General features: G+C 41.5%; 22 protein-coding genes, 1 pseudogene and 1 riboswitch. Of the genes and pseudogenes, 1 reads left to right on the forward strand and 22 read right to left on the reverse strand.

All coding sequences use genetic code 11. The annotated features are described in order from the left end of the window. Nucleotides 1–6: 6 nt before the first annotated feature. Genes brxC through DW019_RS04825 form a run of 4 tightly spaced genes read right to left on the reverse strand, consistent with a single transcriptional unit; the run spans nucleotide 7 to nucleotide 4,974 of the window. The gene (gene brxC, locus DW019_RS04810) at nucleotides 7–3,555 is read right to left on the reverse strand and encodes a BREX system P-loop protein BrxC (RefSeq protein ID WP_118442699.1); all 3,549 of its coding nucleotides are present in this window, start codon (nucleotides 3,553–3,555) and stop codon (nucleotides 7–9) included. A 13-nt stretch (nucleotides 3,556–3,568) separates the two neighbouring features. Further along, nucleotides 3,569–4,129: a DUF1788 domain-containing protein gene (locus tag DW019_RS04815; protein ID WP_118442700.1), complete on the reverse strand. Its 561-nt coding sequence runs from the start codon at nucleotides 4,127–4,129 to the stop codon at nucleotides 3,569–3,571. 11 nt (nucleotides 4,130–4,140) lie between these two features. Next, entirely contained in the window at nucleotides 4,141–4,746 is a 606-nt protein-coding gene (locus DW019_RS04820; protein WP_118442701.1) for a DUF1819 family protein, read from the reverse strand. A 3-nt stretch (nucleotides 4,747–4,749) separates the two neighbouring features. Beyond that, a complete protein-coding gene (locus DW019_RS04825; RefSeq protein ID WP_118442702.1) occupies nucleotides 4,750–4,974 on the reverse strand; it encodes a helix-turn-helix transcriptional regulator in 225 nt (74 codons plus the stop codon). Between the two features lie 355 nt (nucleotides 4,975–5,329). Between DW019_RS04825 and DW019_RS04830 the strand changes: the two are divergent. Beyond that, nucleotides 5,330–5,416: pseudogene (locus tag DW019_RS04830) on the forward strand (antitoxin PHD); the annotation flags it as partial. Between the two features lie 84 nt (nucleotides 5,417–5,500). Here DW019_RS04830 and DW019_RS04835 read toward each other — a convergent pair. The 18 genes from DW019_RS04835 to DW019_RS04920 form a co-directional block, all read right to left on the reverse strand. Then, entirely contained in the window at nucleotides 5,501–7,591 is a 2,091-nt protein-coding gene (locus DW019_RS04835) for a heavy metal translocating P-type ATPase (protein WP_118442703.1), read from the reverse strand. 66 nt (nucleotides 7,592–7,657) lie between these two features. After that, entirely contained in the window at nucleotides 7,658–7,936 is a 279-nt protein-coding gene (locus DW019_RS04840) for a DUF6110 family protein (RefSeq protein WP_117478042.1), read from the reverse strand. Nucleotides 7,937–8,051: 115 nt separating this feature from the next. Next, nucleotides 8,052–10,364 carry an ABC transporter permease gene (locus tag DW019_RS04845; RefSeq protein WP_118442704.1) on the reverse strand — a complete coding sequence of 771 codons (2,313 nt, stop codon included), beginning with the start codon at nucleotides 10,362–10,364 and terminating at the stop codon, nucleotides 8,052–8,054. Nucleotides 10,365–10,377: 13 nt separating this feature from the next. Next, on the reverse strand, nucleotides 10,378–11,094 hold the full coding sequence (locus DW019_RS04850; protein ID WP_022376566.1) for an ABC transporter ATP-binding protein: 717 nt from the start codon (nucleotides 11,092–11,094) through the stop codon (nucleotides 10,378–10,380). Between the two features lie 179 nt (nucleotides 11,095–11,273). Further along, a complete protein-coding gene (gene rpe, locus DW019_RS04855) occupies nucleotides 11,274–11,927 on the reverse strand; it encodes a ribulose-phosphate 3-epimerase (protein ID WP_118442705.1) in 654 nt (217 codons plus the stop codon). Beyond that, nucleotides 11,924–12,823, reverse strand: a complete 900-nt coding sequence (rsgA, locus tag DW019_RS04860) for a ribosome small subunit-dependent GTPase A (RefSeq protein ID WP_117478045.1) — start codon at nucleotides 12,821–12,823, stop codon at nucleotides 11,924–11,926. Before rsgA ends, rpe begins: the two co-directional genes overlap by 4 nt. Continuing rightward, nucleotides 12,823–14,862: a Stk1 family PASTA domain-containing Ser/Thr kinase gene (gene pknB / locus DW019_RS04865; RefSeq protein WP_117478046.1), complete on the reverse strand. Its 2,040-nt coding sequence runs from the start codon at nucleotides 14,860–14,862 to the stop codon at nucleotides 12,823–12,825. The genes rsgA and pknB overlap by 1 nt, the downstream gene beginning before the upstream one ends. Before the next feature lie 12 nt (nucleotides 14,863–14,874). Further along, nucleotides 14,875–15,597: a Stp1/IreP family PP2C-type Ser/Thr phosphatase gene (locus DW019_RS04870; protein ID WP_022376570.1), complete on the reverse strand. Its 723-nt coding sequence runs from the start codon at nucleotides 15,595–15,597 to the stop codon at nucleotides 14,875–14,877. Between the two features lie 13 nt (nucleotides 15,598–15,610). Then, nucleotides 15,611–16,648: a 23S rRNA (adenine(2503)-C(2))-methyltransferase RlmN gene (gene rlmN, locus DW019_RS04875; protein WP_117478047.1), complete on the reverse strand. Its 1,038-nt coding sequence runs from the start codon at nucleotides 16,646–16,648 to the stop codon at nucleotides 15,611–15,613. 14 nt (nucleotides 16,649–16,662) lie between these two features. Beyond that, nucleotides 16,663–17,973: a 16S rRNA (cytosine(967)-C(5))-methyltransferase RsmB gene (gene rsmB, locus DW019_RS04880; protein ID WP_118442706.1), complete on the reverse strand. Its 1,311-nt coding sequence runs from the start codon at nucleotides 17,971–17,973 to the stop codon at nucleotides 16,663–16,665. After that, a complete protein-coding gene (locus DW019_RS04885) occupies nucleotides 17,973–18,695 on the reverse strand; it encodes a zinc metallopeptidase (protein ID WP_022376934.1) in 723 nt (240 codons plus the stop codon). Before DW019_RS04885 ends, rsmB begins: the two co-directional genes overlap by 1 nt. Beyond that, the gene (gene fmt / locus DW019_RS04890) at nucleotides 18,689–19,621 is read right to left on the reverse strand and encodes a methionyl-tRNA formyltransferase (RefSeq protein ID WP_118442707.1); all 933 of its coding nucleotides are present in this window, start codon (nucleotides 19,619–19,621) and stop codon (nucleotides 18,689–18,691) included. The genes DW019_RS04885 and fmt overlap by 7 nt, the downstream gene beginning before the upstream one ends. Before the next feature lie 10 nt (nucleotides 19,622–19,631). Further along, nucleotides 19,632–20,123: a peptide deformylase gene (gene def, locus DW019_RS04895; protein WP_022376932.1), complete on the reverse strand. Its 492-nt coding sequence runs from the start codon at nucleotides 20,121–20,123 to the stop codon at nucleotides 19,632–19,634. Nucleotides 20,124–20,154: 31 nt separating this feature from the next. Further along, a complete protein-coding gene (gene priA, locus DW019_RS04900) occupies nucleotides 20,155–22,398 on the reverse strand; it encodes a primosomal protein N' (protein WP_118442708.1) in 2,244 nt (747 codons plus the stop codon). Between the two features lie 4 nt (nucleotides 22,399–22,402). Beyond that, nucleotides 22,403–23,806 (reverse strand): UDP-N-acetylmuramoyl-tripeptide--D-alanyl-D-alanine ligase, encoded by a 1,404-nt coding sequence (gene murF / locus DW019_RS04905; RefSeq protein ID WP_182431045.1) that lies wholly within the window; start codon nucleotides 23,804–23,806, stop codon nucleotides 22,403–22,405. A gap of 13 nt (nucleotides 23,807–23,819) precedes the next feature. Next, nucleotides 23,820–24,581: a 4-hydroxy-tetrahydrodipicolinate reductase gene (gene dapB, locus DW019_RS04910; protein WP_118442710.1), complete on the reverse strand. Its 762-nt coding sequence runs from the start codon at nucleotides 24,579–24,581 to the stop codon at nucleotides 23,820–23,822. Nucleotides 24,582–24,616: 35 nt separating this feature from the next. Continuing rightward, on the reverse strand, nucleotides 24,617–25,504 hold the full coding sequence (dapA, locus tag DW019_RS04915; RefSeq protein WP_118442711.1) for a 4-hydroxy-tetrahydrodipicolinate synthase: 888 nt from the start codon (nucleotides 25,502–25,504) through the stop codon (nucleotides 24,617–24,619). 90 nt (nucleotides 25,505–25,594) lie between these two features. Further along, nucleotides 25,595–25,766, reverse strand: a riboswitch (Lysine riboswitch). Between the two features lie 43 nt (nucleotides 25,767–25,809). Next, a complete protein-coding gene (locus DW019_RS04920) occupies nucleotides 25,810–26,490 on the reverse strand; it encodes a single-stranded DNA-binding protein (RefSeq protein ID WP_117478054.1) in 681 nt (226 codons plus the stop codon). Between the last annotated feature and the right edge of the window lie 159 nt (nucleotides 26,491–26,649).

Genomic DNA, 26,649 nt, shown 5'->3' on the forward strand with positions numbered 1-26,649 from the left:
CACTCCTTAGTTCAGCTTAATTTCGTCGCAATTCTTCAGCAACTGTTTCAGCTGAGAACGAATCTTTTCTACATAATCATCAATGTCCGCATCCGTCTGTAAAGTCTTTGCCTGGAATACAACCTGTCGGTTATAGGCACGGACAACCTTTTTCTTTACCGGAGCTATTTCTTTTCCCGGCTGTGTCGGCTGTACCTGTGGCCTCGGTGCAGGCGGAGCCAGAACAGTCTCGATATTGCTGACGGTATCATCCTTATACTGGCACATTGGCAGGAACATAGCATCCAAAAGGGCAAGACTCTTTAATTCTGCGATTTTCTCCTTGCACTGGCTGAAATACCGGTCTGATTTCTCAATCAGATGGGATGCCTTGGAATCACTGTTTGCGGCAGTATGAGTTGCTTCCATACATTGACGAACGGTTTCCAGAACCTCGGCACGTTTTTCTTCCAGCATCTTATCATGGGCGGCACGAACCGTATCCATCAACGGATTCAGTTCACGAATCCGGTTATAGTTAAACTTGCTTCCAGTCTGAACCATCGTAATCAAACGAATGGTATTCAGTGCCTTATGTGCTTCCTCATTTTCTGCAATTCGGTCAAGATCGTCGTGCAGAGATTTTTCAAACTGCACTGCCTGGTCGAATACTGTTACCTGGGTCTTGAAGAAATTTTCAATGCCGTTGCTCATGGCTTCTTTATTATCAAACAACTCATCTTCTTTTTTCAGCACACGCTCAATCAAGGCAATGTTATCCTTCTTCTGTGAAAGTACATCGTCCATCAGATGAATAGCTTTCTGAACCAATACACGATCCGGATATTTGTGTCCATCATAGCGATCATCTAGAGAAGCATAATAATCACGCTGTTCTGTGAACTTCTCAGTCACAAAACGAATCAGGCCATCTTCATCGTCCGGCACATCCATGATATCGAAATATTCACGAAGCATGGCTTTTACATCACGCATCATCGTAGCTGAAATAGTTTTTCGCTTGCTGATAGAAGTCTTTCCGATCTCACTCTTTTTTCGAAGCATATCCGGCAGTTTCGGGTCATCCGGCTGAATGGTATTGCCTGCATACCTAATCGTTACTTTCTGAGAATAAATTAACTGTGCCGCAACCGCAGCAATGTCAATTTCTTTCCAGCCATACGGAATTGCACTATATTTACTCTGAACATCTGCCATAGAAGTCGGCAGTTTCTTTGCATCCTGCATTTCCAGATATTCTTCCATAGCAGAAACTGCATCACGATTTAGTTCCACACCCGGAAGCAATGATACTGCCCCAGTCAAAATGGCAATAATGTCTGCATCACTGTCTGCATTTTCTGTGATCAGGTCGAGTTTGCTATAAACGTGCGCAACCAGATATTCAAGAGACTGTTCAATCCTGCTCTTGGCATTTCCCGTTTTAATTTCCAAATGTTCACCATCTACATAGAACTGTGCTCCTTCGATAGCATTTTGCAATTCAGCCATAGCACTCAACTCATATTTTCCAGCCTCATCTTGCTGGTCACCGATGATTTTCTGCACACTCTTAGGAAGCTGGCTTACATTCCGTTGCTTTACATACTTGCGAATTTTCATGGCGGATTCCAAAGATTCATAGTAAGGAGTATCAGCCAGAACAACAATTGCTTCTTTTCCTTTAGATTTTGCCATCAAACGAAAATCTGTTTTCTCGACAGCATCTGCTGCAACCGTCAAAAAGCGTAAACACATGCCACCTGTAGCTGCCCCAACTGTAATACCATCTACCATCTGGTCAAATGCAAAATCATATTTTCCATAACGAAACTTTTTAGTTGTGAAAATATCACCATAAATCATTTGAGCAATACGCTCTACAATAGAAGCCGTATCCACATTAGTATCTCTGATTTCACGCTGAATGTCCTGTTCTTCATCAGTCAAGAAATTATAAGTGTCGCCTGTTCTGCCAATATAGTTCTGGCTCATCAAACGGTCAAGGCAGCCCCGGACAGCTTCACGCATGATAATCTTATCGACTCGAATATCGTCCGCCATAAGGATAACGATATTGTCCAGATTTGATGGAATATCATCAATATACCGAATCAGATACAAAAGTTTCAGCACATCCACATCCTGCTGTTCAATACCATCGCCGTTATCGGCAGCTTTCTGGCAACGCTCGATCACTCGTCGGATCGAACCATCAAGGAAAGTATGTACAGTATCATAAAAACGGAAAAACGGAACAAGTGCATACTCGTCTTTCTCCTGAATTTTCTGTACAGCTTCCTGAAAACCGGAAAGCATAGACCGCTCACCACCAGACAGGTGCTTACCTGAATTTCCATGTTTACGGATTTCGGCAAATACTTTCTGCATGATGATGAACTGGTACGGCACGAACGGGAAGTTCTCAGTAAACTCTCTCGGACCGGAATAACCTTTAATATCCAGAATCGAACCGCTAAAGCTGAACAGGTTACGCAGAACAGAGTCATTTTGCTCATAAACACCTTCCAGTTCTTTAGCTGCTTCCGATTTCTTTTTCAGGATACGTTTCTGAATAACTTCATCCACAGAGGAAGAAGATAAACTCAATCTTGTTTTAAAACGAGCCTGGATACGGGAAAACTCATCAGCACGAACTTTGATAATTTCATCAATCGCTTCCTGTCCAGTACAGATCACCCAAATCTTTCCTTCGCACTCACTTCCGATCTTCTCGGTCAGTGACTGAAGATTCAAAAGCATATCGGTATCTGTGCCGACATACTGCCCAACCTCGTCAATCATAAACAGCAGACGGAAGTTCGATGGCTTTGTATCCACATAAACTTTCATATCTTCCACAAGTTGTGCGATAGAAATTTCTGTTGCAGTTTTATCACTAAACCATGCCTTGGCATCATCCTCGCTCATATCCAAAACTTCCATCAATGTCGGGATAATAAACTTTCCATTAAAGGCAAAGGCACGGCGCATTTCCATCCATGTCTTGCCTTTCTTTTCTTCAAATACTCTGCGGAATTCCTCGGTCTTGCCCTGTTGGTCAATATAACGCTCCATCATGGCAACTTTCAGATTTTCACCGTAAAATCCCAAATGGTTATAAAACATCTTTGCAAAAACACGAAGAACAGCAGTCTTATCCTTATTGCTGAATCCCTCAATATCAATATTGAACAGAATTGTCTCAGTCGGTCCCTTTGTGGCACGGTCGATCAGCATAAAAGTTGCCGGATCATCCTCAAACTTTTTACGGAAACGCTCTACACTGCGGATGCCTTTTACCTCTTTATTTTCCAGAAGGTAAGAAAGCATTTTCAGAAAGTGAGATTTACCACTTCCAAAGAAACCGGAAATCCAAACACCCATATCGGCAGTCGGCTGGTCAAAGGCATCTCCATAATAGTTGAAGAAAGTAATGAAGTGTTTCTTCAATTCTCTGGTGATGACATATTCATTTAATTCCTGCTCGATTACATCATCAGCAGCCTGGTCAACTTTAATAACACCATTGATTTTGCGGTTGATGTCATCCGCAAACATATCTCGAATCATCATGGCTTTATCCCCCTTAATCTACGACATTGAATGCCCGGTAATAATCATTTGGTGTCAGACGATTGAACAGTTTTACATGACGACCATCAAACTCACCCGGATACATAACCAAAATCGGAACATCCGAAAAATACGGTTGCAAGGCTTCCAGTAAAGTATGGACTCTCATAAACGGGAACACCTCGCCTACACCTGTCAGCATCAGCACATCCCCCGGTTCGTGCGGCTCATACTGGATTTTATCAATGAACTCCCCATTGCCAATTGCGGAGTTAAGCTGCTCCAGAAGATAAGCACTTCCGTCAGCTTTCTCCATATCGGGAATCGCATCTGTGATGTCCATATCATCGCAGATAGAGAGAAATGTTTTATATAAATTACAAACAATCAAATGGCAATCTAAGGACTGATCGGTTTCCAACTGATTCACAAAATGCCGGACAACCATTTCATACTCTGGTTCATAACAAAAGATTCTTATATTTACCTCATTGCTAAGTCCCTTTCCTTCCAAAAACTCCGGTTCCTGAATTAATGCCCGAACTTTATCCAGACGTTCTTTTATATCACTCATCAGACCACCTCCTATGAAAAGCAATTAAATGCCGGCAATATCGCCGCGTCGCCATTGCTTCTGATGGCATTCTCCAAAACAGGATGCAGCCATACTGGATTCAAATGATCTGCCCTGAGATTGTCGAGATATTCTGTTTCGACAAGAACTCTGGCAATGATCTGTTTCAACTTTATTATTGTAGTATCGCTCCATGAAGCTACGGTATCATTCTGCTCCTGTAAACGCATAAAAAACGTATTCAACTCTATCTTACCAAAAGACATATCCCTTAATCGGTACTTCTCTCCAATAACTGTCAGCATAAATTCCCAGACTAGTCGACTCTGCTTCATCAATGCATACAAACAAATCTGCTTTGAGACATCTGTCGGCTGTGTGGCAATTGCAGAAATCAGCGAATCATCTTCCAGTGCATGAAGCCGTTTAATACAGGCTTTTGCCATACGTGTGATGGATTTCTCCGTTGGATACTGGAAAAGATTCTTCTCTACAATTTCCTTTATAACCGTTTCATCTGACTTCTTTTCCTCCATTAACCTTGCCGTAGCGCGCATTTCATAAAAAAGAAATGCTTCCCGAGTTAAAGATGCAACATACGGATATGAATTATCCATTTTCTACACCTCCTGCTTGTCTTTCCTGTCAGGAACAAACTCCATAATATCTCCAACGTCACAGTTTAAAGCCGCACATATCTTTGACAAGATTTCTGTACTTACATTTTCATCCTTTGACAGTCTCGACATTGTAGTAGTACTAACACCTGTCATTGTTCGCAAATCTTTCTTCAACATATCTTTATCAATTAATAATTTCCACAATTTTTTATAACTAACAGACATAATTTCAGTCTCCTTCCAGGCGAATTACATATTTCAAAAAACTATAGTTAAAATAATATTTTTATCAAACACAGATATAATATAGATTATATCATTTATATTCGTTATACACAATATATTTTCACAAAAAACAAATTAAAAATGCGAAATATCGCATTTTAACTCACGAATCACTTCTTATGTCCTTTATAATTCACCGCAATTGGTCATACAAGATAAATATCTTTTCCGGACTGGACTTTGACATGGGAAATGACGCACTTGTGTATAAAACTGTGGAAACTCAAGCAGTATATCCATTGACAGCATAGCAAAACTTGTGCATAATTTTGTTATGGAGTAAGGAGGTATTTTTATGCCAACAATTAAATCAAGTGATGATTTACGGAATAATTACAATGAAATTTCTACATTTTGTCATAATTATCCTGAACCAGTCTTCGACAGGGATTTTCCCTCATTTAAGGAACCTGTTTTTATGCAGGTTCCTTTTGTTCATGCCGTATAACCCCAAAGGTTATATGTCCTATTTTTCGTCATTTTCATTCAGCAAATCCTTCATGCTCTTAACACTGATTGCCAAGGTTGATGTATTATGCAAAAGTGCTGACGTTGCCGGCTGCATAACACCACCAATCCCGCACAAAATCAATCCGGTATTAAAACCGACAATCTGTCGGTAATTTCCATGAATCCGCTTTACTAACGCATTGCTTAACCGTTTTAAGGTAACTAATTCTTCCAGATTGTCGCCTGCAATGGTAATATCGGCAATCTCCCGTGCCATCTCTGCACCATCACAAATTGCAATTCCGACATCTGCTGCAGAAAGTGCCGGAGAATCATTCACACCATCACCAATCATGATAACTTTACGCCCTGCCTGATGTTCTTTTTCCACGTAAGATGCTTTGTCTTCCGGCAAAACCTCTGAATAATATTCATCCACACCAACTTTAGCAGCAACCACTTTAGCAGTCCGCTCGCTGTCTCCTGTCATCATAACAATTTTAGAAAGCCCGCACTTGCGAAGCATGGAAACAACCTGCGGTGCCTCCTCGCGGATTGGATCCGTAATCGCAATGACAGCAGCTAAAACACCATCAATTGCCAGATACAAATGTGAACATTCACCCGAAAGGGATTCAAACAATTCTTCCTTGCCCTGTGGAATCACACATTGTTCATCTTCAAATACAAAATGATAACTTCCGATGATTACTTTCTTGTCCTGAATCCGCGAAGAAATACCATGTGCTACGATATATTCCACTTTGGAATGATTTTCTTCGTGAACAAGTCCTTTGTCCATCGCCGCGCGTACAACAGCTTTTGCCATCGAATGAGGAAAATGTTCCTCTAAACATGCGGCAATTCTTAAAAGTTCATCCGGCTCTTCATCACAGAACGAAATCACATCGGATACAACCGGCTGTGCTTTTGTAATCGTTCCTGTCTTATCAAACACAATTGTATCTGCCTCTGCTATTGCCTCTAAGAACTTTCCACCTTTGACGGTAATGCCATGTGACTGTGCTTCGCGCATCGCCGACAAAACAGAAATTGGCATAGATAATTTCAGCGCACAGGAAAAATCCACCATCAGTACAGAAAGTGCTTTGGTAACATTTCTCATCAAAAGATAAACAAGACCGGTTCCTGCCAATGTATACGGAACCAAACGGTCTGCCAGATGCTCTGCCCGGCTTTCTACCGTTGATTTTAATTTTTCCGTTTCCTCTATCATGGCAACAATTTTTTCATATTTGGTTGTGCCGGAATTCTCTTTAACCTCAATCAGAAGTTCTCCCTCTTCAAGCACCGTTCCGGCATAAACATAACCTCCCGGTTTCTTCGCAACCGGAATTGCCTCGCCGGTAAGAGAGGCCTGATTCACCATGCCCTCTCCTTCTTTGATTACGCCATCAAGCGGAATGACATTTCCCATATGCACGGTCACACAATCACCTGTCTCTATCTTCGAAACATCCGTAAGAACCTCTCTGCCATCCACATTAAGCCATACTTTACTTACATTTAATGACATTTTCTTTGCCAAATCATCCACTGATTTTTTGTGAGTCCACTCCTCCATGATTTCTCCTAAATCAAGAAGGAACATAACAGAACCTGCCGTTCCATAATCGCCTCTTACAATTGACGTTGTAATCGCGATACCATCAAGCAGCGGAACTTCAATCTTTCTCCTGCCTACACAAGACAGAGCCTTCTTAATGTAAGAAAGCGATTTTGCCAAAACAAGTCCGGTTCGTATCGGAGCCGGAACAAAAAGTTTACTTCCCATACGAAGCACAACACGGTTCACTAATTTGTCCCAATATTTCCGGTTCATCGCACGGCCGGATCGGGCAAGTGTCTCATCTTCTTCTACCTTCCGTCTATAATAGTAAGTTTGCAGATAAGAGAGAAGGAGCTGTCTTTCTCCTGCATAGGTAATTACTACATCACTTGTTCTCTCATAAACTTTAGCAGTCAAAATCATATCCTGTGCTGCCAAATCATACTCCAGTTTATCCGCCTGCAAATCCGTCATTTCATTTGTCATTACATGAATACGCATTCTGCCACGCATATTATGCAAAACTTTAAATTTCATATCTATCACCTCTCAGATATACAAAAAACACCCGTGCAAACCGACAGGTGTTTTTTGATAAGCATCTTATTCTTCTGTCTGACTTTCATCTGCATATGAAGTTTCCTGTGCTTTACGATCTTCATTAATCTGCTGTGCTTCTGCATAAATGTCACCAGCATTTTCCTGAACCGTCGTAACCGTCTTCATAACAGATTCTTTTGCACGGAGAACAGCAGCGGTACATTTTGTATATACATTCTTTGCGTCTTTGCTGGAAAGAATTTTCACTCCTGCTGTACCAAGGAGCAGACCTGCTGCAAATAATCCCGTATGTTTTCCGTTAATTTTTTTCAATAATTTCATCTTAACGACACCTCCGTTTTATCCATTTCTTGAAAAATATTATAGTCCTCTTTCAAAAAATGTCCACCCCGTTTTTTCTTATTGATAATTTTTATTAGCAAGAAAACTATTCTTTTTACTCCACTCTCTTTAATGCTTCATCAAGAGGAATCTTTCGGATTCTTCTAAAGTCAAAGAACATGACAACCAAATAGCCAACAAAAATAAACGCAAACATCTTGAAATAATCCAAAGGTCCCATAATAAAAGTGAACCATCCGCTCATGCTTTGCAGCATAACCGCCCATACACTCCGCATCACAAGGGTTCCAACCAAAACACTCAGTGCCGCACAAATGATCACAACAATCGTTGTTGCAAGAAGATATAATTTTGCTATTTCTCCGTCTGTATAACCGAGAATTTTTGTCATAGATATCGCTACCTCATTTTTCTCAATGATGATTTTTGTCAACAAATAAATCAGTACGGCCGACAAAACCACACATAAGAACTGGAAGTACAGCATATAAGAGCCCATCGTATGGTCAAGCTGGTTACTCATCTTCGTAATCTCTCTCTCCGTAATTACCGTTGCAATATAATCCTTTTTCACATCTTTTATTTTGGTATTTGTAAAAAATCCATCAAATGCATCCTCGTCTTTGTCAAATACCGTCCGATACTGCTCAATCGGCATAAAGACCGCAATACTCTGTGAGTGTTCAAAAAAGCCTTTTACTTTGAACAAATATTTCTTTTTCTCGTATTTCGCATTGAGTGTAACCGTATCACCAACAGCTACATCATACTTATCACTAAACGGCTTGGAAATGTAAACTTCTTTCTCTTTTAAATTCTTTGCATCCGGCAGAGAAATATACTTACTCGTATCTTCTACACCGTATATCGACACTTCTTCATCCATGGCATCCGTCTTATACAGCAGAGAATCCATACTGAATTTTTCTGCATCGGAATTTTTCGTTGTAATTTCTTTTCCCGTTTCATCTTTATAATTTTTCAGAACATACTGGTAGTCGGCAAACATCATATCCTTTGTATTGTCTTTGTAATACTGCAGAGTAGACGGCATTCCGATTGCCATTGCTAACATAATGGAAATAAAGGCAATTCCCACAAACAATATTAAATAGTTCGGTATGTTCTGGAAAATAATACGCAGACGAAAACGACTCAAAAAGTTCCATCTCGGCAGACGCATTGCTTTCTTTCGTTTGTTCTTTTTCAAATCACAGCGTAAAAACTGCAATGGTGTATGACGCAGCATCCGTATAAGAACCAATAAATTAATAACAAACATAAGAACAACCGGAATAATCGTTGTCTTTATAAATGCATCCGGATTCCATAAAGTCACATATGTCGGCAGACTGTAGTTACTGTAATACATATAGACAATTAATTCTTTAAACACCGTGTAACCTAAAATATTACCGATAATGGCAGACACAAATGTCACAATGACAGGAGCCGCCAAGTAATGCCTCACAAGTTCTCCCTTTGTGTAACCGGACGCACGAAGCGTACCAACCGTCATCGACTCTTTCTTAATCGTGTTACTAATTGTCACGGCAAAAATAAAGGCAATAATTACAATGAGCACATCCAAAATCACACCGCCCATTGCTAAATCCGAACCCATATCGTCTGTTGCAAAGGTAATTGCCGGATTCGCATAAGCCGGTGTGTAATCCTCCACCTGATTGCCGGAAGTAATCACCTCTTTGTATAAATCATCCAGAAAATCGTCTGACATTTCTTTCTCATCTACATCATCTGCCGGTCTTTTATCATAACGCCATGCGTAGTTATAATGGCATGTACCATTTAACCGTTCCCATCCCTCTTTTGTCACCATTGCCACATCAAATGTTATGGCATCAAACATCAAATCTGTGCTTTTTTCATGCAGCGTCGCATAATTGACATACGCAATCAGACCTGAAACTTCATATTTCTCACCACCGGCACTAATCGTATCGCCAACCTTTATTCCTGCATTGTCCGCATGCATACGGTCAATCGCAATTTCATTTTTATTTTCCGGAAGTCTTCCATCTAAAACACTTGCCAGATTGACCTCATTATTTTTTTGAAAAATGCGGATGGTTCCCTCTTTTTTTCCATCGCCATCTTTATCCTCATCTAAATTGTAATAAAAATCCTCGTATATTGTGGCAGAAAGCGAATCAAAAACTCCTTTTTTAGCCTTTTGTAAGAGTTCAAAATGTCCATCTTCGCAAATTGACTTTTTCGTATTCTCGGTTGCCGCTGTCAGCATACTCTCATTTGCCACATACATACCGGAAATAAACCCGATAACAAAAATCATAAACAGACTGACTAAGAGATATTTGCTCCAATCCCCTTTTAATTCTCTCGGCACACGTTTAATTAATGGATTTTTCGTCTTGTTTTTCTTCATCCCATTCATCCTCCTACCATTCCAAATCCATTGCCGAAATCTTCTGCTCATTGATATCATTGTGTCTGACGCTTCCATCACGCAGCTTAATGACATGGTCTGCCATATGACGAATTGCCTCATTATGTGTTACCATAATAACGGTATTTCCGTATTTTTTGTTTACATCTTCAATCAATTTCAAAATTTCTTTTGACGTGTTGTAATCAAGTGCTCCGGTTGGCTCATCACAAAGTAAGATATCCGGATTTTTTACAATCGCACGCCCAATGGAAACTCTCTGCTGCTGACCACCGGAAAGCTGATTTGGCAGTTTATAGCGGTGCTCATACAGTCCCAGTGTATGTAAAAGATCATCAATATCCAAAGAATCATCAGACAAATAAGCTCCTACTTCAATATTCTCTTTCACATTCAGATTGGCAATCAAATTATACATCTGAAATACATATCCAAGATGTGTTCTGCGGTACCTGGTTAATTCTTTTTCCCCTAAATCCTCCAATTTATCACCATGAATTGCGATATAGCCTGAATCGGCAGAATCAATTCCCCCAATAATGTTTAACAAAGTAGACTTTCCCGAACCGGATGGTCCTAACAATACACAGAACTCCCCTTTGGCAACGGAAAAATTCATTCCACGAAGTACCTCCTGTCTGGTTTCTCCGCTTCCGAAGCCTTTCTTTAAGTCCACAATCTCCAAAAACTTACTCTCCTGATTTGACATAATTACTCCTTTCATGCAACAATCTCTTTCTCAGTTAGACACTACTAACTATTATGACATATTTTGCTATTATTGCAAGCAGGTTATTGATAACATTTATCGTCAGAAATAGCAATAAAGGCTGTAAATATGTCAATTCATATTGACTATTTACAGCCTGTGTATTCCTTATTTTGTATTTACTTCAATAATTCTTTAAAGTTCCTAATATTCTCCAGAACATTGCCTTTAAATATTTTTGTGCCGGCAACAAATATATTGGCCCCTGCCTTTTTAATCTCCTCAACATTCTGAAGATTGACGCCGCCATCAACTTCGATATCAACGGAAAGATTTCTCTCATCAATAATTGAGCGAAGCTTTGCAATCTTTGAAAATGTTCTTGTGACAATTTTTTGTCCACCATACCCCGGATATACTGTCATAACCAAAACCATGGATAACTTGTCCAAAAACGGAAGAACCACATCAATATCCGTATCCGGGCTAAGTGCCACCGCCGCTTTGGCACCACATCGACGTATCTCGTCAATTGTTGCTTCCAAGTCATCACAGGCTTCTGCATGAACCGTGATTCCATCCGCACCAATTCCCGCAAACCGCTCCACATGCTTAATCGGATTTACAATCATTAAATGCACATCAAAAAACAGGTCCGTACACTCACGAAGCCCTCTTACTATTGTTGTACCAAATGACAAGTTTGGTACAAACACCCCGTCCATTACATCAATATGAATATAGTCTGCTCCGGCGCTTTGCGCGGTCTTCACTTCCTGACCTAAACAAGTAATGTCCGCCGCCAGAATTGATGGTGACAATTTATATGTCATTTCTTATTCCTCCAATTCCCTCGTCGTTCGCATTCAGCAAGCTCGTTAAATATCTGCACGTAGTTCTCATAACGAGTCTCACCGATTTCACCTCGTCCCCTGGCCTCTTTTACCATACATCCAGGTTCATGAATGTGAGTACAACCCCAATATTTGCACTGCCCCTCATAGGGCAGAAACTCGGTAAAATACCTTCGCAGTTCCTCTTTTTCCACCTCCGGCGGCTTTAAGGAACTAAATCCCGGAGTATCAAACAAAAACGTCTGATTCCCCAGAGAATAAATTTCAGAATGTCTTGTGGTATGCCGGCCTCTGCCGATTTTCTCACTCACAGAACCGGTCACAGAAGCCGCCTGCGGGCATAAACGGTTTAAAAGGCTGGACTTTCCCACGCCGGACGGTCCTGCCAAAACCGTTGTTTTCCCTTCCAGACATTGTTTTACTTTATCAATTCCCATATTTTCGGTATTGCTGATTGTCAATACCTGATTTGCACATTTTTCATAAATTGACAAAAAATGCTTTTCTTCCTCCTCAGACACTATATCCTGTTTACTGAAACAGATAATGGTCTCTACATTCTGCCATTCCATCATAAGTAAAAAACGGTCTAGCAGATTAAGATTCGGCATCGGGTTTGCCATCGCAAAAACGATAAGTGCCTGATCAACGTTTGCCACCGCCGGACGAATCAACTCATTTTTTCTCGGTAAAATCTCCTCCAGATTTCCAAGATGCTTCTCTTCATCCAGCACACAAACCGTAACATTATCTCCAACTAAAGGTTTAATTCCCTCTTTTCGGAAACTTCCTTTTGCCTTACATTCATACAGTTTGTCATCTTCACACCAGACATAATAAAATCCGGCAATTCCTTTTACGATTTTCCCTCTCATTAATCCGCAACTTTCTTAAAGGTTACGTTGTAGGAATCCACTCGCTTGGAATCCTTGTATACAATCAGTTCGCCCTGAGAGCCGCTAAAGCCGGTGACTTCATCGCCGGAAAGTGACAATGGAAAATCCATATGTGTCAAACTGCGGTTCAAAATAGTCTTTGTCTGACCATCCTGATTTAAAACAATTTTAATCGTTGCTGCCGGGTCAGTCTCGTAATCAAACGGACTGTCAATGCGGATTGTCCCCGACATCTTATAGGTATAGGTCTGCTCCTGCCCAAGGCTTATCGTCACATTAACCGTTGTTCCTTTTTTCACTTTTTTGCCACTGGATTTACTCTGTACACAAATTCTGTTCTTGGCAAAATTGTCTGAATAACTACTTGATGTCGTACCTAACTTTAATCCTACCTTCTCAAGTGCGGTTTTCGCCTGACTCTTTGTTTTACCTAATAAATCCGGCACGCTAACCGTCTCTGCTCCTTTACTTACATAATACGTAATCGTAGAACCAGCAGCCACATCCTCGCCCTGTTTTGGACTTGTATAAACAACCTTGCCTTCTTCTGTTTTATCACTGTAAACATCCGCACCACGTTTTGGAACAAATCCAGCCGATTTAAGTGCCTCCTCCGCAGCTTCCGGCGTCATTCCCCATACACTTGGAAGCTGGGACGCACGAAGGTATACCGTAATGGTGTCACCTTCTGATACTTCAGATCCAATTGCAGGTGTAGTACTGATTACCTGTCCCGGTTCTACATCACTAGATTCTGCTGTCTCAAATTTATAATCTAATCCTGCACTATCGAGCATGCTCTGTGCCTGTTCCTGTGTCAGACCTTTAATCTGCGGAACCTGTGTTTTATTGCTCTCCGGCGTGCTGACCGGTTCTTTACTTGCCTGTGTTGTCTGTGAAGTCGGCTCCGGTGTCGCTTCATTGGAGGATGAACTTCCTCCCCAGAAACCTACAAATCGACCTAACAGATAAATAATAATTACACCAATAATAATAGCAACGGTTATGCTTCCGATAATCAATGCCTTCTCTAATTTCGGGTCAACTTCACCGTTTGATTCTTCGTCTGCCTCTTCTTCCGTCTTTTCATCTAATGCCTGTTTCGTAGAAGCTGCCTTTAACGAATTCACGTCATTACTCGGAATAAAAATGGTATCCGCATTTTCATACAAATTACGAATCACACCGTACTCACCGGTCGGATCCTGTAAAAACATCTTCAAATCCGCAATCAAATCCATCACCGTCGGATAGCGAAGTTCCGTTTTCTTCTGCATACATTTTGCAACAATATTACTAAGTCCGTGTGGAATTGTCGCATCAATGGCATCTAACGGAGTCGCATCTTCCTGAATATGCGCTAAGGCAATTGCCACTGCACTCTCACCGGTAAACGGAAGAGAACCGCTTAACATCTCATACATCGATACACCCAGTGAATAGATATCACTCTTCTCATCACTGAATCCTCCCCTTGCCTGTTCCGGAGAAATGTAATGTACCGAGCCCATGGCATTTGCTGTAATTGTATTCGAACTTGCTGCCTTGGCAATTCCAAAGTCACTTACCTTTGCCGTACCATCTTTCGAAATCAATATATTCTGAGGTTTAATATCACGGTGAATAATATGATTGGCATGCGCAGCCTCCAAACCATTTGCAATCTGGAGTCCAATTCCAACTGCCTCTCTCACCGAGAGTTTGCCCTTCTGCTCAATGTATTTTTTCAAAGTGATGCCGTCTACAAATTCCATCACAATATAGTGCATATCCTGTTCCTGTCCTACATCATAGACTCCTACAATATTCGGATGGGATAAACACGCAATTGCCTGTGCCTCCTGACGGAATTTTGTAACAAATTTCGCATCCTCGCTATACTCATTTTTTAATATTTTAACCGCCACATAACGATTTAACCGATGGTCTTTGGCACGATATACATCTGCCATACCGCCGGTTCCGACTTTTTCGATTATTTCATATCTTCCACTAATTACTGCACCAATATTAATCATTCTTTCACTCCTTTACAGTCGAACTAAAATCACGCTGATGTTATCTTTGCCACCGGCTTCGTTCGCCTGTTGAACCAATTTTTCCCCTGCCAGTTTCATATCTTCTTTATTTTCTTTTACAATCTTCTCTATCTGGCTGTCTTCAACCATATTTGTCAGTCCATCCGAGCACAGTAATAGTACATCCCCCGGCTCTACTTTCACCTCAAAACAATCCGGTCTGACGGTATCATCCGTCCCCAGCGCTCTTGTAATAATATTCTTATTTGGATGGGTCCGCATCTCTTCCTTTTGGATTTCACCTGACTGAACCATCTCCTCCACAAGCGAATGATCCACAGTAATCTGCTCCAAATGTTCATGCAGACGATAAAAACGTGAGTCCCCAATATTTGCAATATAGGCAACATCATCTTCTACCATGGCACCAACCACCGTAGTTCCCATGCCGGCAAGGTCGAAATCTTCTTTCGCACACTGATAAACCTTCTGATTTGCCGCTTCAATCGCTTGTTCAAAAGCACTAACCGGAGTCCTTGCTGTTGAACTCTGTATCTGCTTAACCATCTCTGCAATGCATAATCTGGAAGCTAAATCTCCTGCCTTATGTCCCCCCATACCATCTGCAACAAGAAACAGATTCGGAAATCTGCCAATGGGATTCTCTTCACAGAAAACACTATCCTGATTGCTGTTTCTAAGAAGTCCCATATCTGTCATAGAAAATGTATCCACTGTCTGACCTCCTCTAGTTTCTACCATTCTTCGTCAGAAATTTCTTTCGTAACTGACCACAGGCAGCATCAATATCGCTCCCCATCTCTCTTCTTATTGTAACAGTTTTTCTATATTTTTCAAGAATTGTTTTGAACTTCTCAATATCCTCCTTCGTTGAGCGGTAACAATTTCTCTCTTTCACTTCATTTAACGGAATTAAATTAATGTGACAATTTAAACCGGATAACCTGCCCGCCAGTTCCTTTGCATGTTCTTCTTTATCGTTTACACCGCGAATCATACTGTATTCGAACGTAATACGGCGCCCGGTTTTGTCAAAATAATATTTGCAAGCCTGTATGATTTCACCAATGGTATAACGATTGGCTATCGGCATCGTCTGACGCCTGATTTCATCATTTGGTGCATGCAGGCTGATTGCTAACGTAATCTGCAGTTTTTCATCCGCAAGCATTCTGATTTTATCCACCAAACCACACGTTGATACGGTAATATTACGCTGGCTGATTCCAATTCCTTTCTCACAAGAAACCAGTTTTATAAAACGTAGAAGTTCCTCATAATTATCAAGGGGCTCGCCCATTCCCATCACAATGATATTCGATACTCTCTCTTTTGTATCTTTCTGAATTTGATAAATCTGTGAGAGCATTTCCCCGGCAGTCAGATTCCTCGTGAGTCCGGTAAGTGTAGACGCACAGAATGTACATCCCATCCGGCATCCCACCTGCGACGAAATGCACACGCTGTTGCCATGATGATACTTCATCCACACGCTTTCGATTACATGGTCATCTTCCAGTGCAAATAAATACTTTGCCGTATCTTCTTTTTTCGACACCTGTTTTTCCACCTGCCTTACACCGGATATGCAGTAATTCTCTTTTAATTTTTCCCGAAAAGCGGCACTCAGATTCGTCATTTCATCAAAATCATCTGCCTGTTTTTCATGCACCCACTGGAACAATTGTTTTCCACGGAATGCTTTTTCTCCAAGAGAAATGGCAAGTGCTTCCATTTCCTCTAAATTCATGCTCCGAATATCCATCTGTTTCCTCTCTGTTATCTATCCGTTTTCCGCAGTCTCGCCACGAAAAATCCATCACTTTGCTGAAGTCCCGGTATCATCGTAAGCATCCCTTCTGCCGTCATGCGGTTACATAATATCGGTGGCAAAAAAGAATTTAATGACTCGAGTTTTAATCCTAAGTGTTCTACAAAATAGCGAACATTTTCTTCGTTTTCTGCCTGATTCACTGTGCATGTACTGTAAATCAAAACACCTCCCGGTTTTACCATTTTCTCAGCATTTTCTACAATCTTTCGCTGAATTGGAACAAGTTCTTTGGCATATTGCAATGCATGGTATTTGATTTCCGGTTTGCGTCCGATAATTCCAATTCCGGAACATGGCACATCGCAGAGAACAACATCTGCCTGCGAAAAAAATGCTTCATCACTCTTTGTCGCATCCCACACTTTACAGGAGACATTTTGGAATTTTAGGCGTCCAAAATTTTCCTCAATTTTTTTAACCTTTGATACCGTTTTATCTCTGGCACTCAAAGATCCCTCACCCTTTAAGCATAAAAGTGCATGCATTGCTTTCCCGCCGGGTGCACTGCACACATCCACAACTTTATACCCCGGCCGGATTCCGGCACACAAAACCGGGAGCATCGAGCTTTCATCCTGTACGAAAAACACCCCTTCTTCGTAACCCGGTATTTTTTTTATGTCTTCCACACCGGAAATAATCACCGTATCATCCATATAATAGGCTTTTTTGACAGCGACACCGGCTTTCCTTAATTCCTCGCAAAACATTTTTTTCGTCCATTTAGACGTATCAATATGTAACGTAATGTCCTTTGTATTCTCCAAAAAAGCCATGCCGATTTTTTTTGTTGTTTTTTTGCCGTACTGTTCACATAAATGGTCATATAAATCCCGTGGCAGAGATAAACTTTCCCACGGTTTCAAAGAAATTGAATCCCCGTTTCTCAGTATTGTCCTAAGCACACCATTTACAAAAGCAGTATGTTTTTGTCCTTCTTTCTTTTTTAAAAGTTCCACTGCCTCGTGACAGCTCACTGCCTCCGGCACTTTCTCCATATAGCGGATTTCATAGAGTGCCATGCGAAGAACCGTGCGAACCGGTGCTGTCATTTTTAAGACCTGAATCTTTGCAAATTGATTCAGAATTGCATCTAGTTCAACACTGCGCTCAATTGTTCCGTAAGAAAGACGTTTCAAAAATCGTTTGTCTCTCGTCAAAAAATCATTCTGTTCCACAATCCGGTGGAAAACAGAGTCGCTGTGCTCCCCCTTTTCCATCGTTTGATAAACAACTTCATATGCCTGTAATCTCATCAGTCACGATTGTTCCTTCCAAATAATAAAATCAGTCTTAACAACTGTAAAATTGCAGCAGCCGCAGAAGCCACATAGGTCAGTGCCGCCGCACGCAGAACCTTTTTTGCGCCATCGGTTTCCATTGTTCCAAGAATTCCCGTATCCTGTAAAATCACAAGTGCACGTCTCGATGCATTAAACTCAACCGGAAGGGTCACAACCTGAAACAATACTGCTGCACTAAAAAAAACAATTCCTGCCGTAATTAACACCGGCATACTAAACAAAATGCCGGCAAGAATGAAAAACCACGAAACTCCGGAACCAAAATTTGCAACCGGAACTAATACGGTACGAATGGATAATGGTACATACGAATTGGCATGCTGTATCACATGTCCGCACTCATGTGCCGCCACCGCAATTGCCGCTACTGAATTGCTGCCATACACAGAATCCGAAAGCCCGATCTGCTTCGTTCTCGGATTATAATGGTCCGTCAGATTTCCACTAATATGGCATACCGTCACATCGTTAATTCCCGCATAGGATAAAATGCGCTGTGCTACCTGAGCCCCTGTAAGACCGGACGCACTTCTTACCACACTGTACCTTGCAAAATTTCTCCGAACCATCGCAGAAGCAATCAATGATAAAACAACGCCAATTAAAATCAATACATATGTTGGGTCCCAGAACATATAAAAGGGACTTCCATATCCATATCCGTAACCTAGCATAAACAATCACCCTTTTCTATTTTTACACCGCGCAAGAAACTTCCGGCATCCATTCGTTTCTTTCCTTCTAACTGCACTTCTAAAAGTTCCAGACAGCCGTCACCGGTCTGAACGATGAAACTATTTTTTAATACATCCACAACAGTACCCGGTTTTTCTCCCGTATTTTCAGCAAGCACGTTCGCACGCCAGAGTTTTAATGTTTTTCCCCGGAATGTGGTATACGCACTCGGCCATGAATTCATTCCACGAATATATCGTTCCACTTTCGCAGCATCCCAATTCATGTCAATTTTACCCATATCTTTTTTGAGCATTTTCGCATAGCAGCTTAAACTGTCATCCTGCTTTTGTGGTACAATCTCACCTTTTTCCACTTTCTCCAAAGTTTCTAACAAAAGGTCTTTTCCCATTTCCGAAAGCCTATCATGAATCGTTTCTGCTGTATCCTCTTTTTCAATCACCGTTTCTGCTTTTAACAGCATATCACCGGTATCAAGTCCTTCTGCCATCTGCATCGTCGTTACACCGGTTTTTTCATCCCCTTCAAGGATTGCCCACTGCATCGGTGCCGCACCGCGCCAGCGCGGAAGTAACGACGCATGAACGTTAATACAGCCGAACTTTGGATAATCTAAAATCTCTTTGGATAAAATCTGTCCAAAAGCAACAACTACAATCACATCACATGGAATCTTTCGAAGCTGTTCCACAAATTCTGCATCTTTTACACGTGCCGGTGTATAGACCGGAATGTCATTTTCAACTGCCACTTCTTTCACCGGAGTAAAAACCAGTTTTCCGCTGCGTCCTCTCGCCTTATCCGGCTGTGTCACAACTGCTGTAACCGTATGCTCTTTTGAGGCAATCAGACCTTCTAATACAGGAACGGAAAAATCCGGTGTACCCATAAAAATTACATTCATGTGCTGTCTCCTATTCTCCAAATTCTTTTTCAAATTCCTCAATGGTATACAATCTCCCTTCCACTTTATTTACATACAAACCGCCATCTAAATGCTCGATTTCATGTACCAAAGCGCGGGCAAGCAATTCTTCTCCCTCAATCTCAAAAGGCTCCATCTCTTCATTGTATGCCTTTACGACAACATGATTCGGTCTTGTTACTATACCAACTTTGTCCGGTACGCTTAAACAGCCTTCACTGCCTCTCTGCTCACCATCGGCCGAAATAATTTCCGGATTAATCAAAACAATCGGATTACTTCTGTCTTCCGTAATATCAATTACGGCAATCCGTTTCAAAATACCGACCTGAGGTGCTGCTAAACCAACACCATCTGCGTCATACATCGTATCAAACATATCCGCAATTAACTCTTTATTTTTTTCTGTCATCTCTTTTACTACTTTACATTTTTTGGTGAGAATATCATCACCAATCATACGAATGTTACGAATTGCCATTTTTTCCTACCTGCCTTTTCTTTTCTTAGATTTAGTAACCATTTACCGGGTCTCTGTCATACTGCACACTGCATGTTTTTTGATTTACGACACGGCGGTTTGCTTCTTCTGCAATTTCTCTGACACAAGCCATTGCTTCTTCGTCCATGCTCTTTACATATAGAACATACCGGTACCTGTCTTTGGCACGGCTTAACCCGGCTTTTGACGGACCAATAAGCGTAACTGCATCACCGCACACAGAATGTATGTTTTCTGCCAGTTTTTCGCTCAATGTTTTCGCTTCGTTCTCTTCTTCCGATAGAATGAGAATCGCCGCCATCTGCGAATATGGCGGATACTTCATAAGCCGCCTGAATGCCAGTTCATTTTCGTAAAAATATTCGGCATCCTGCCCGGCAACCGCCTGAATTGAGTATTCCTCCGGATTATAAGTCTGAATCACAACTTCCCCGGCTTTTTCTGCCCTCCCGGCGCGGCCGCTTGCCTGCATAAGCAGTTCAAATGTGCGCTCACTGCTTCGGTAATCCCCCGCATATAAACTCATGTCAGCCGCTAATGCTGCCACGAGCGTAACATTAGGGAAATCATGCCCCTTTACAATCATCTGGGTGCCAATTAAAATATCTGCCTCGCCATTACGAAAGGGTGTCAGGACACTTTCATGTCCGTGTTTTCCCGTTGTTGTATCTCCATCCATCCGAAGAACTCTTGCCGTGGGAAATCGCTTATTCAGCATTTCCTCGACTTTCTGCGTGCCAAGCCCAAATGCTGCAATATATGGCGAACCGCACGATGGGCATGTCTTTGGCATAGCGATTGCATGTCCACAATAATGACAGACCAATGTATCTACATCACCGACATGATTTTTGTGTGCCGTCATAGAAACTTCACAATGACTACATTTTAACACAAAACCACAACTGCGACAAGAAACAAAGCCTGCATATCCACGCCGGTTTAAAAATAGTATGGTCTGCTCCCCTCGTTTTAACCGTTCCTCGATTTTCTCCTGCAGCACACGGCTGAAAATTGAGCGGTTTCCTTCTTCTAATTCTTTCCTTAAATCCGCCACATAAACCTTTGGCATACTGACATGGTTTACTCGGTGCGGTAACGTAAGAAGTGTATACTCTCCCGTTTTCGCCTTCTCATAGCTCTCAACTGACGGTGTCGCGGAGCCTAATACAACACTTGCCCCGCTCTGCCTTGCTCTCTCAATCGCCACATCTCTTGCATGATATTTGGGCGGCTTTTCACTTTTATAACTCATCTCATGTTCTTCATCAATGAGAATAAGTCCCAGATTTGAAAATGGAATAAACAAAGCGGAGCGTGGTCCGACAACGATATCCACTTCTCCTTGTTTTGCCCTCTCATACTGGTCGTATTTTTCTCCTTCTGACATTCTGGAATTTAATACCGTTACCCGATCTCCAAACCGCTTTTGAAAACGAACTACCGTCTGGTAAGTAAGTGCAATTTCAGGAATCAGCATAATAACTTGTTTGTTCTCCTGTAAAACTGCCTGTATCATTTCCATATAGACTTCCGTTTTTCCACTGCCGGTAACACCATATAGTAGATACGTCGTCCGCCTTCCCTGCCGGTAGTCTCCGGTAAATGCATCCACTGCCGTCTGCTGTTCTTCATTCAACATCTTTTTTTCGAAAGATGCCTTTCCATCAAAGACCGGATTCCTATATTTCTTTTGGTTTGTAACAGTAATCCATCCCGCCTTCGCCATGCTGTCAATCACGGGTTTCGTAATCTTATATTTTTTTGCCGCCAGCTTGCTTGTCATCTGTCCACCTTCTGCAAACATTCCCTGCAGGAGGCGCGCTTTTGCTTTATAATGCTTTAACAGACAGCGGTTTAATTCCTTCTTCATTTCATCTTCGGGCAAAGCAAAATTAAGCCAGTGTTCTTCCACTGACTTAATCTGCCTCCGAATCGGAAGCACCGTTTTTAATGCTTCATTCATTGTTGTTCCATATCTTTGTCGAATCCATGCTGCCAACTGAATCAACTTAGATTCTACCGGAAGTTCCTTTTTCTCAATCTCAGAAATTTCCTTCATCCGTTCAATCGGCCATGCCGCCTGATCCGTTATATTCATTACATAACCGCGAATCAGACGATTTCCCCTTCCAAAGGGGATTTTGACACAGCACCCGGCAAACACTTCACCTTCCCATTGTTTCGGAATTATATACTGAAATGTCCGGTCGAGTGCTTCCACCGACAAATCTACGATAATATCTGCAAACAACCTGTCACTCCTTTATCAGTCGTTTCACAACTTCATCCATTTTCATTCCACGGGAACCTTTTACCAGTACCCAGTCTTCTTTTTGAAGTTTTGTTTCCAATTCATTCATTACTTCATCTTTAGACTCTGCAGAAAAAACCGGGATATCGCTATGTGCCTTTACATAATCACTGATGTGAGCCGCTTCTTTTCCAACCGTAAAGAGGTAGTCAAGCCTGCGTCCCTTATTTTGTTCCTCTATGATAAACTGTCCGATTCCCTCGTGAAGTTTTCCGGAATCTTTTCCCAGTTCCAGTACATCCGCAAGAACGGCAATTCGTCTGCCATTTCCCGGATAATCAAACAGCGCATGAAGATTACTCGTAATCGAATCCGGGCTTGCATTGTAAGTATCATCAACAACGTGAATCCCATTTATATCATGCACAACACCACGCATCGCAATCGGCTTGTAATTTTTCAAAGCCTTAATGGCATCCTTTACCGGCACGCCATACTTGCGGCCAATTGCTATCGCAATCACGGCATTATTTACATTATGGGTTCCCATCACAGACAGCAAAACTTTTTCTTTTCCCTCGCTGTCATGATACACAAAACTCTGTCCGTCCTCATTTGCACTCATTTCATCCGCAAAATACTCACAGCCGGACTCTGTTCCATAGTAAGAAACCTTATAGTTCCCTTTGCAGCGGGTGGACGGAACCTGTGTCTCAACTAATTGTCTCACATCTCCGTTGCCGCTGGCAAACAGCGTACCGCCATCCGGAAGATAACTAACAATCTTTCCTTTTTCTTTGCAGATGTTTTCTCTTGAACCCAAATTCCCAATATGAGAAACACCAATATTTGTCAAAACCGCACATTCCGGTTTTACCATCTCGACTAACCGATCCATTTCACCCGGCATACTGATTCCCATTTCAATCACGGCAAGTTCTGTATCTTCATCCAGTTCAAACATCATCAGTGCCACACCAATCTGGCTGTTTAAATTCTTGTAAGTTTTAACCGTGCGGTACTTCGTTTCCAGTACGGCAGCAATCATTTCCTTCGTCGTTGTCTTTCCAACGCTTCCGGTAATACCAATGATTCTTACCGGAAGTTTACTGCGGTACCAGGCAGCAAATTTCTGCATTGCCAAAAGTGTATTGGAAACGTATATTCCGGCACCCTTCTTTTCCTTCTCTCTGTCATCCGAAAAAAATACACAAGAAGCCCCTGCCTCCAACACATCCGGAATAAAACGGTGCGCATCCACACGCTCTCCTATAATTGGCACAAATAAGGTTCCAGTCTTTACTTCTCTTGAATCGGTTGAAACATTTGTCACGGCAGCATTTTCATCGCCCCAAACAAGTTTACCACCGACTGCTTTCACAATATCCTTTATCTGAACCTGTCTCATCTTGTCACCCCTATCAGTTTGCCGCAATGACATCTGCCATCTCGTAACGGCCCACTGTCTTTCCTTTTAAGAATTTTGCCGCTGCCACAGCGCCTTTTCCAAATACAGCTTTACTGTAGGCAGTATGGGAAAATGTAATCACTTCATCTTTACCGGCAAAAATCACATCGTGGTCGCCGACAATCGTACCACCACGCACTGCGGAAATGCCAAGTTCTTTTTTATCACGTTTCTGTCTTCTCTGCGAGCGGTCATAAACATACTCGTATGGATTTCCCATTGCCTCATTAATGGAATCCGCTAATGCAAGTGCCGTACCGGATGGAGCATCCAGTTTCTGGTTGTGATGTTTTTCTACGATTTCCACATCAAATCCTTCTGTAGCAAATACTTTTGCCGCATCCTGCACCAGCTTCAAAAGTGTGTTGATACCAAGTGACATATTCGCAGATTTCAAAACGGCTGTCTGTGTTGCTGCTTCTTCAATTTTAGCAAGCTGCTCATCGTCATATCCGGTTGTGCAAAGTACTACCGGCACTTTTTTCTCTTTGCTGAATGTAAGAATATCATCCAAAATTTTTGGTGTCGAGAAATCAATCAAAGCATCTGCCTCTACATCACAGTCTGCTAATTTCTGAAAAACAGGATAACAATGTTCTTTCGTATCCACCATATCAATTCCTGCTACAATTTCTGCCTCAGCATCTTCATTTACAATTCCGGTAATCATGCGCCCCATTGCACCATTACATCCGCACATAATAATTCGAGTCATCGTCTTCCTCCTAATTCTTTTTCAATCGTAACTAATTATTTGATAACGCCGGCTTTTCTCATTTCCTCTTCCAGTCTCTTTGCATTTGCATCTTCCATTTCTGTAAGAGGCAGACGCAAACTGCCCACTTCCATTCCCATCAGATTCAATGCCTTCTTTACAGGAATCGGATTTACTTCGCAGAACAAAGCCTTTACCAAATCAAAATATTTCAACTGCATCTCACAGCTCTTTACCACATCACCATCAAGATAGCTTGCCACCATATCATGGGTCTCTTTTGGCAGAATATTTGATAATACGGAAATTACGCCTTTACCGCCAAGGGAAAGAACCGGCACAATCTGGTCATCATTTCCGGAATATACATCAACGGTTCCCTTAGCTAAACTCATTAATTCCGCAACTTCTGAAATATCACCTGTCGCATCCTTTACGCCGACAATATTTGGTACTTCATGACACAAATCCACAACTGTCTGTGGTGCTAATCTGGTACCCGTACGACTTGGTACATTATATAAAATAATTGGAACATTAACTTCTTTTGCAATGGCTTTGTAATGTGCTTTCAAACCATTCTGTGTTGCCTTGTTATAATATGGAGTAACTAAGAGAAGTCCATCCACTCCACTTTTCTCTGCTTCTTTTGACAACTCAATTGCCGACTGTGTGCAGTTCGAACCGGTTCCTGCGATAACCGGAATCCGTTTATTAATTACTTCACAGGCAAAACGAATACATTCCAAATGTTCTTCATCTGACAGTGTCGATGCCTCACCGGTTGTTCCGCAAATAATGATGGCATCTGTTTTATTTGCCACATGAAACTCTAACAGTTCTCTCAATTTTTCATAATTCACACTTCCGTCGTCATTCATTGGTGTAATCAATGCAACACCTGCTCCAGTAAAAATAGCCATTTTCTTCATCCTTTCTGAATTACGTTTTGTGCTTATGAATGGATTGCAAAAAAAGGAGCTGACACACGTGCCAACTCCTCATTGTTTTCGATAACGAGTAGCACTCCATCATAGCGATGACAGTCATATGATTATTTACCATATGCCCAGAAGAATCATGTGCAGGCAATCCTCTCCTTCGGCAGACGTTCCTTTCACAAATCATCATCCATCCTGTCATGTCCGATTTGCTACTGATAAAGTCCGCGCCTCTACCTTTCTATATAAAAGAATATCACTCTTCCCTTTAGCGGTCAAGCATTAGTTCACTCTTTTTTATCTTCTTCATCAATCACACAGGCCGCAGTAATCTCATTACTCTCTTCCACACACTCCAATTTGCTGACGGAAATTTCATAAGCAACGCGTGTTTCATATTCCTCATCACCAACCTGCTTCTGGTATTCACGGCTCTGAATCCGTCCCCACAGCTGAACGTGTTCTCCTACACCAAATCCATCGGCATAACGAGCATTTCTTCCCCAGCAGATACAAGGAATGTAATCGGATTTGCCATACGGACGATTGACAGCCATCAAAAGGTCCGCAATTTCTCTTCCAAGCGGTGTCTTTCGATAAACCGGTGGTTTGCATAAATAACCATCCAAAAAAATATAATTCGGTTTCTCTACTTCCATCTCTTCTTCGTCTATATGTAAATCTCTTACAAACACGGATAAAACAAGCCGGTTATGATTTTCTTCATGACGGTTATAAGAGCGAAACTGTCCACTCGCCTCCATATACATACCTCGGTAATCCTTCGTTATGTCAATAAGCCGCTCCGATACCATGAGCGGAATCTTGTCATACACTTGGCTCAATCGTTTTACCGAAAGATACACCATATAGAATCCTTCACCATACACTTCATGGCTAAAAGCAAACTCACTTACCACTTCACCATAAATATTCACCTGATTGTTTCCCAAAATCTTATCTGCCATTTCTCATGACCCCCTTTGTTTTTTGTCTGCTTGAATCAAGCATTTTTCTATACATAACTATATATATGTCGTATAATTCATTTTTAGAACTTATATTTAATATTTTTTATTTTATTTTTACCGTTTTGTTATCATATCATGAATTCTAATATTTTGCAA

Source organism: Clostridium sp. AF37-5 (assembly GCF_003477605.1).
GTDB lineage: Bacteria > Bacillota > Clostridia > Lachnospirales > Lachnospiraceae > Eubacterium_F.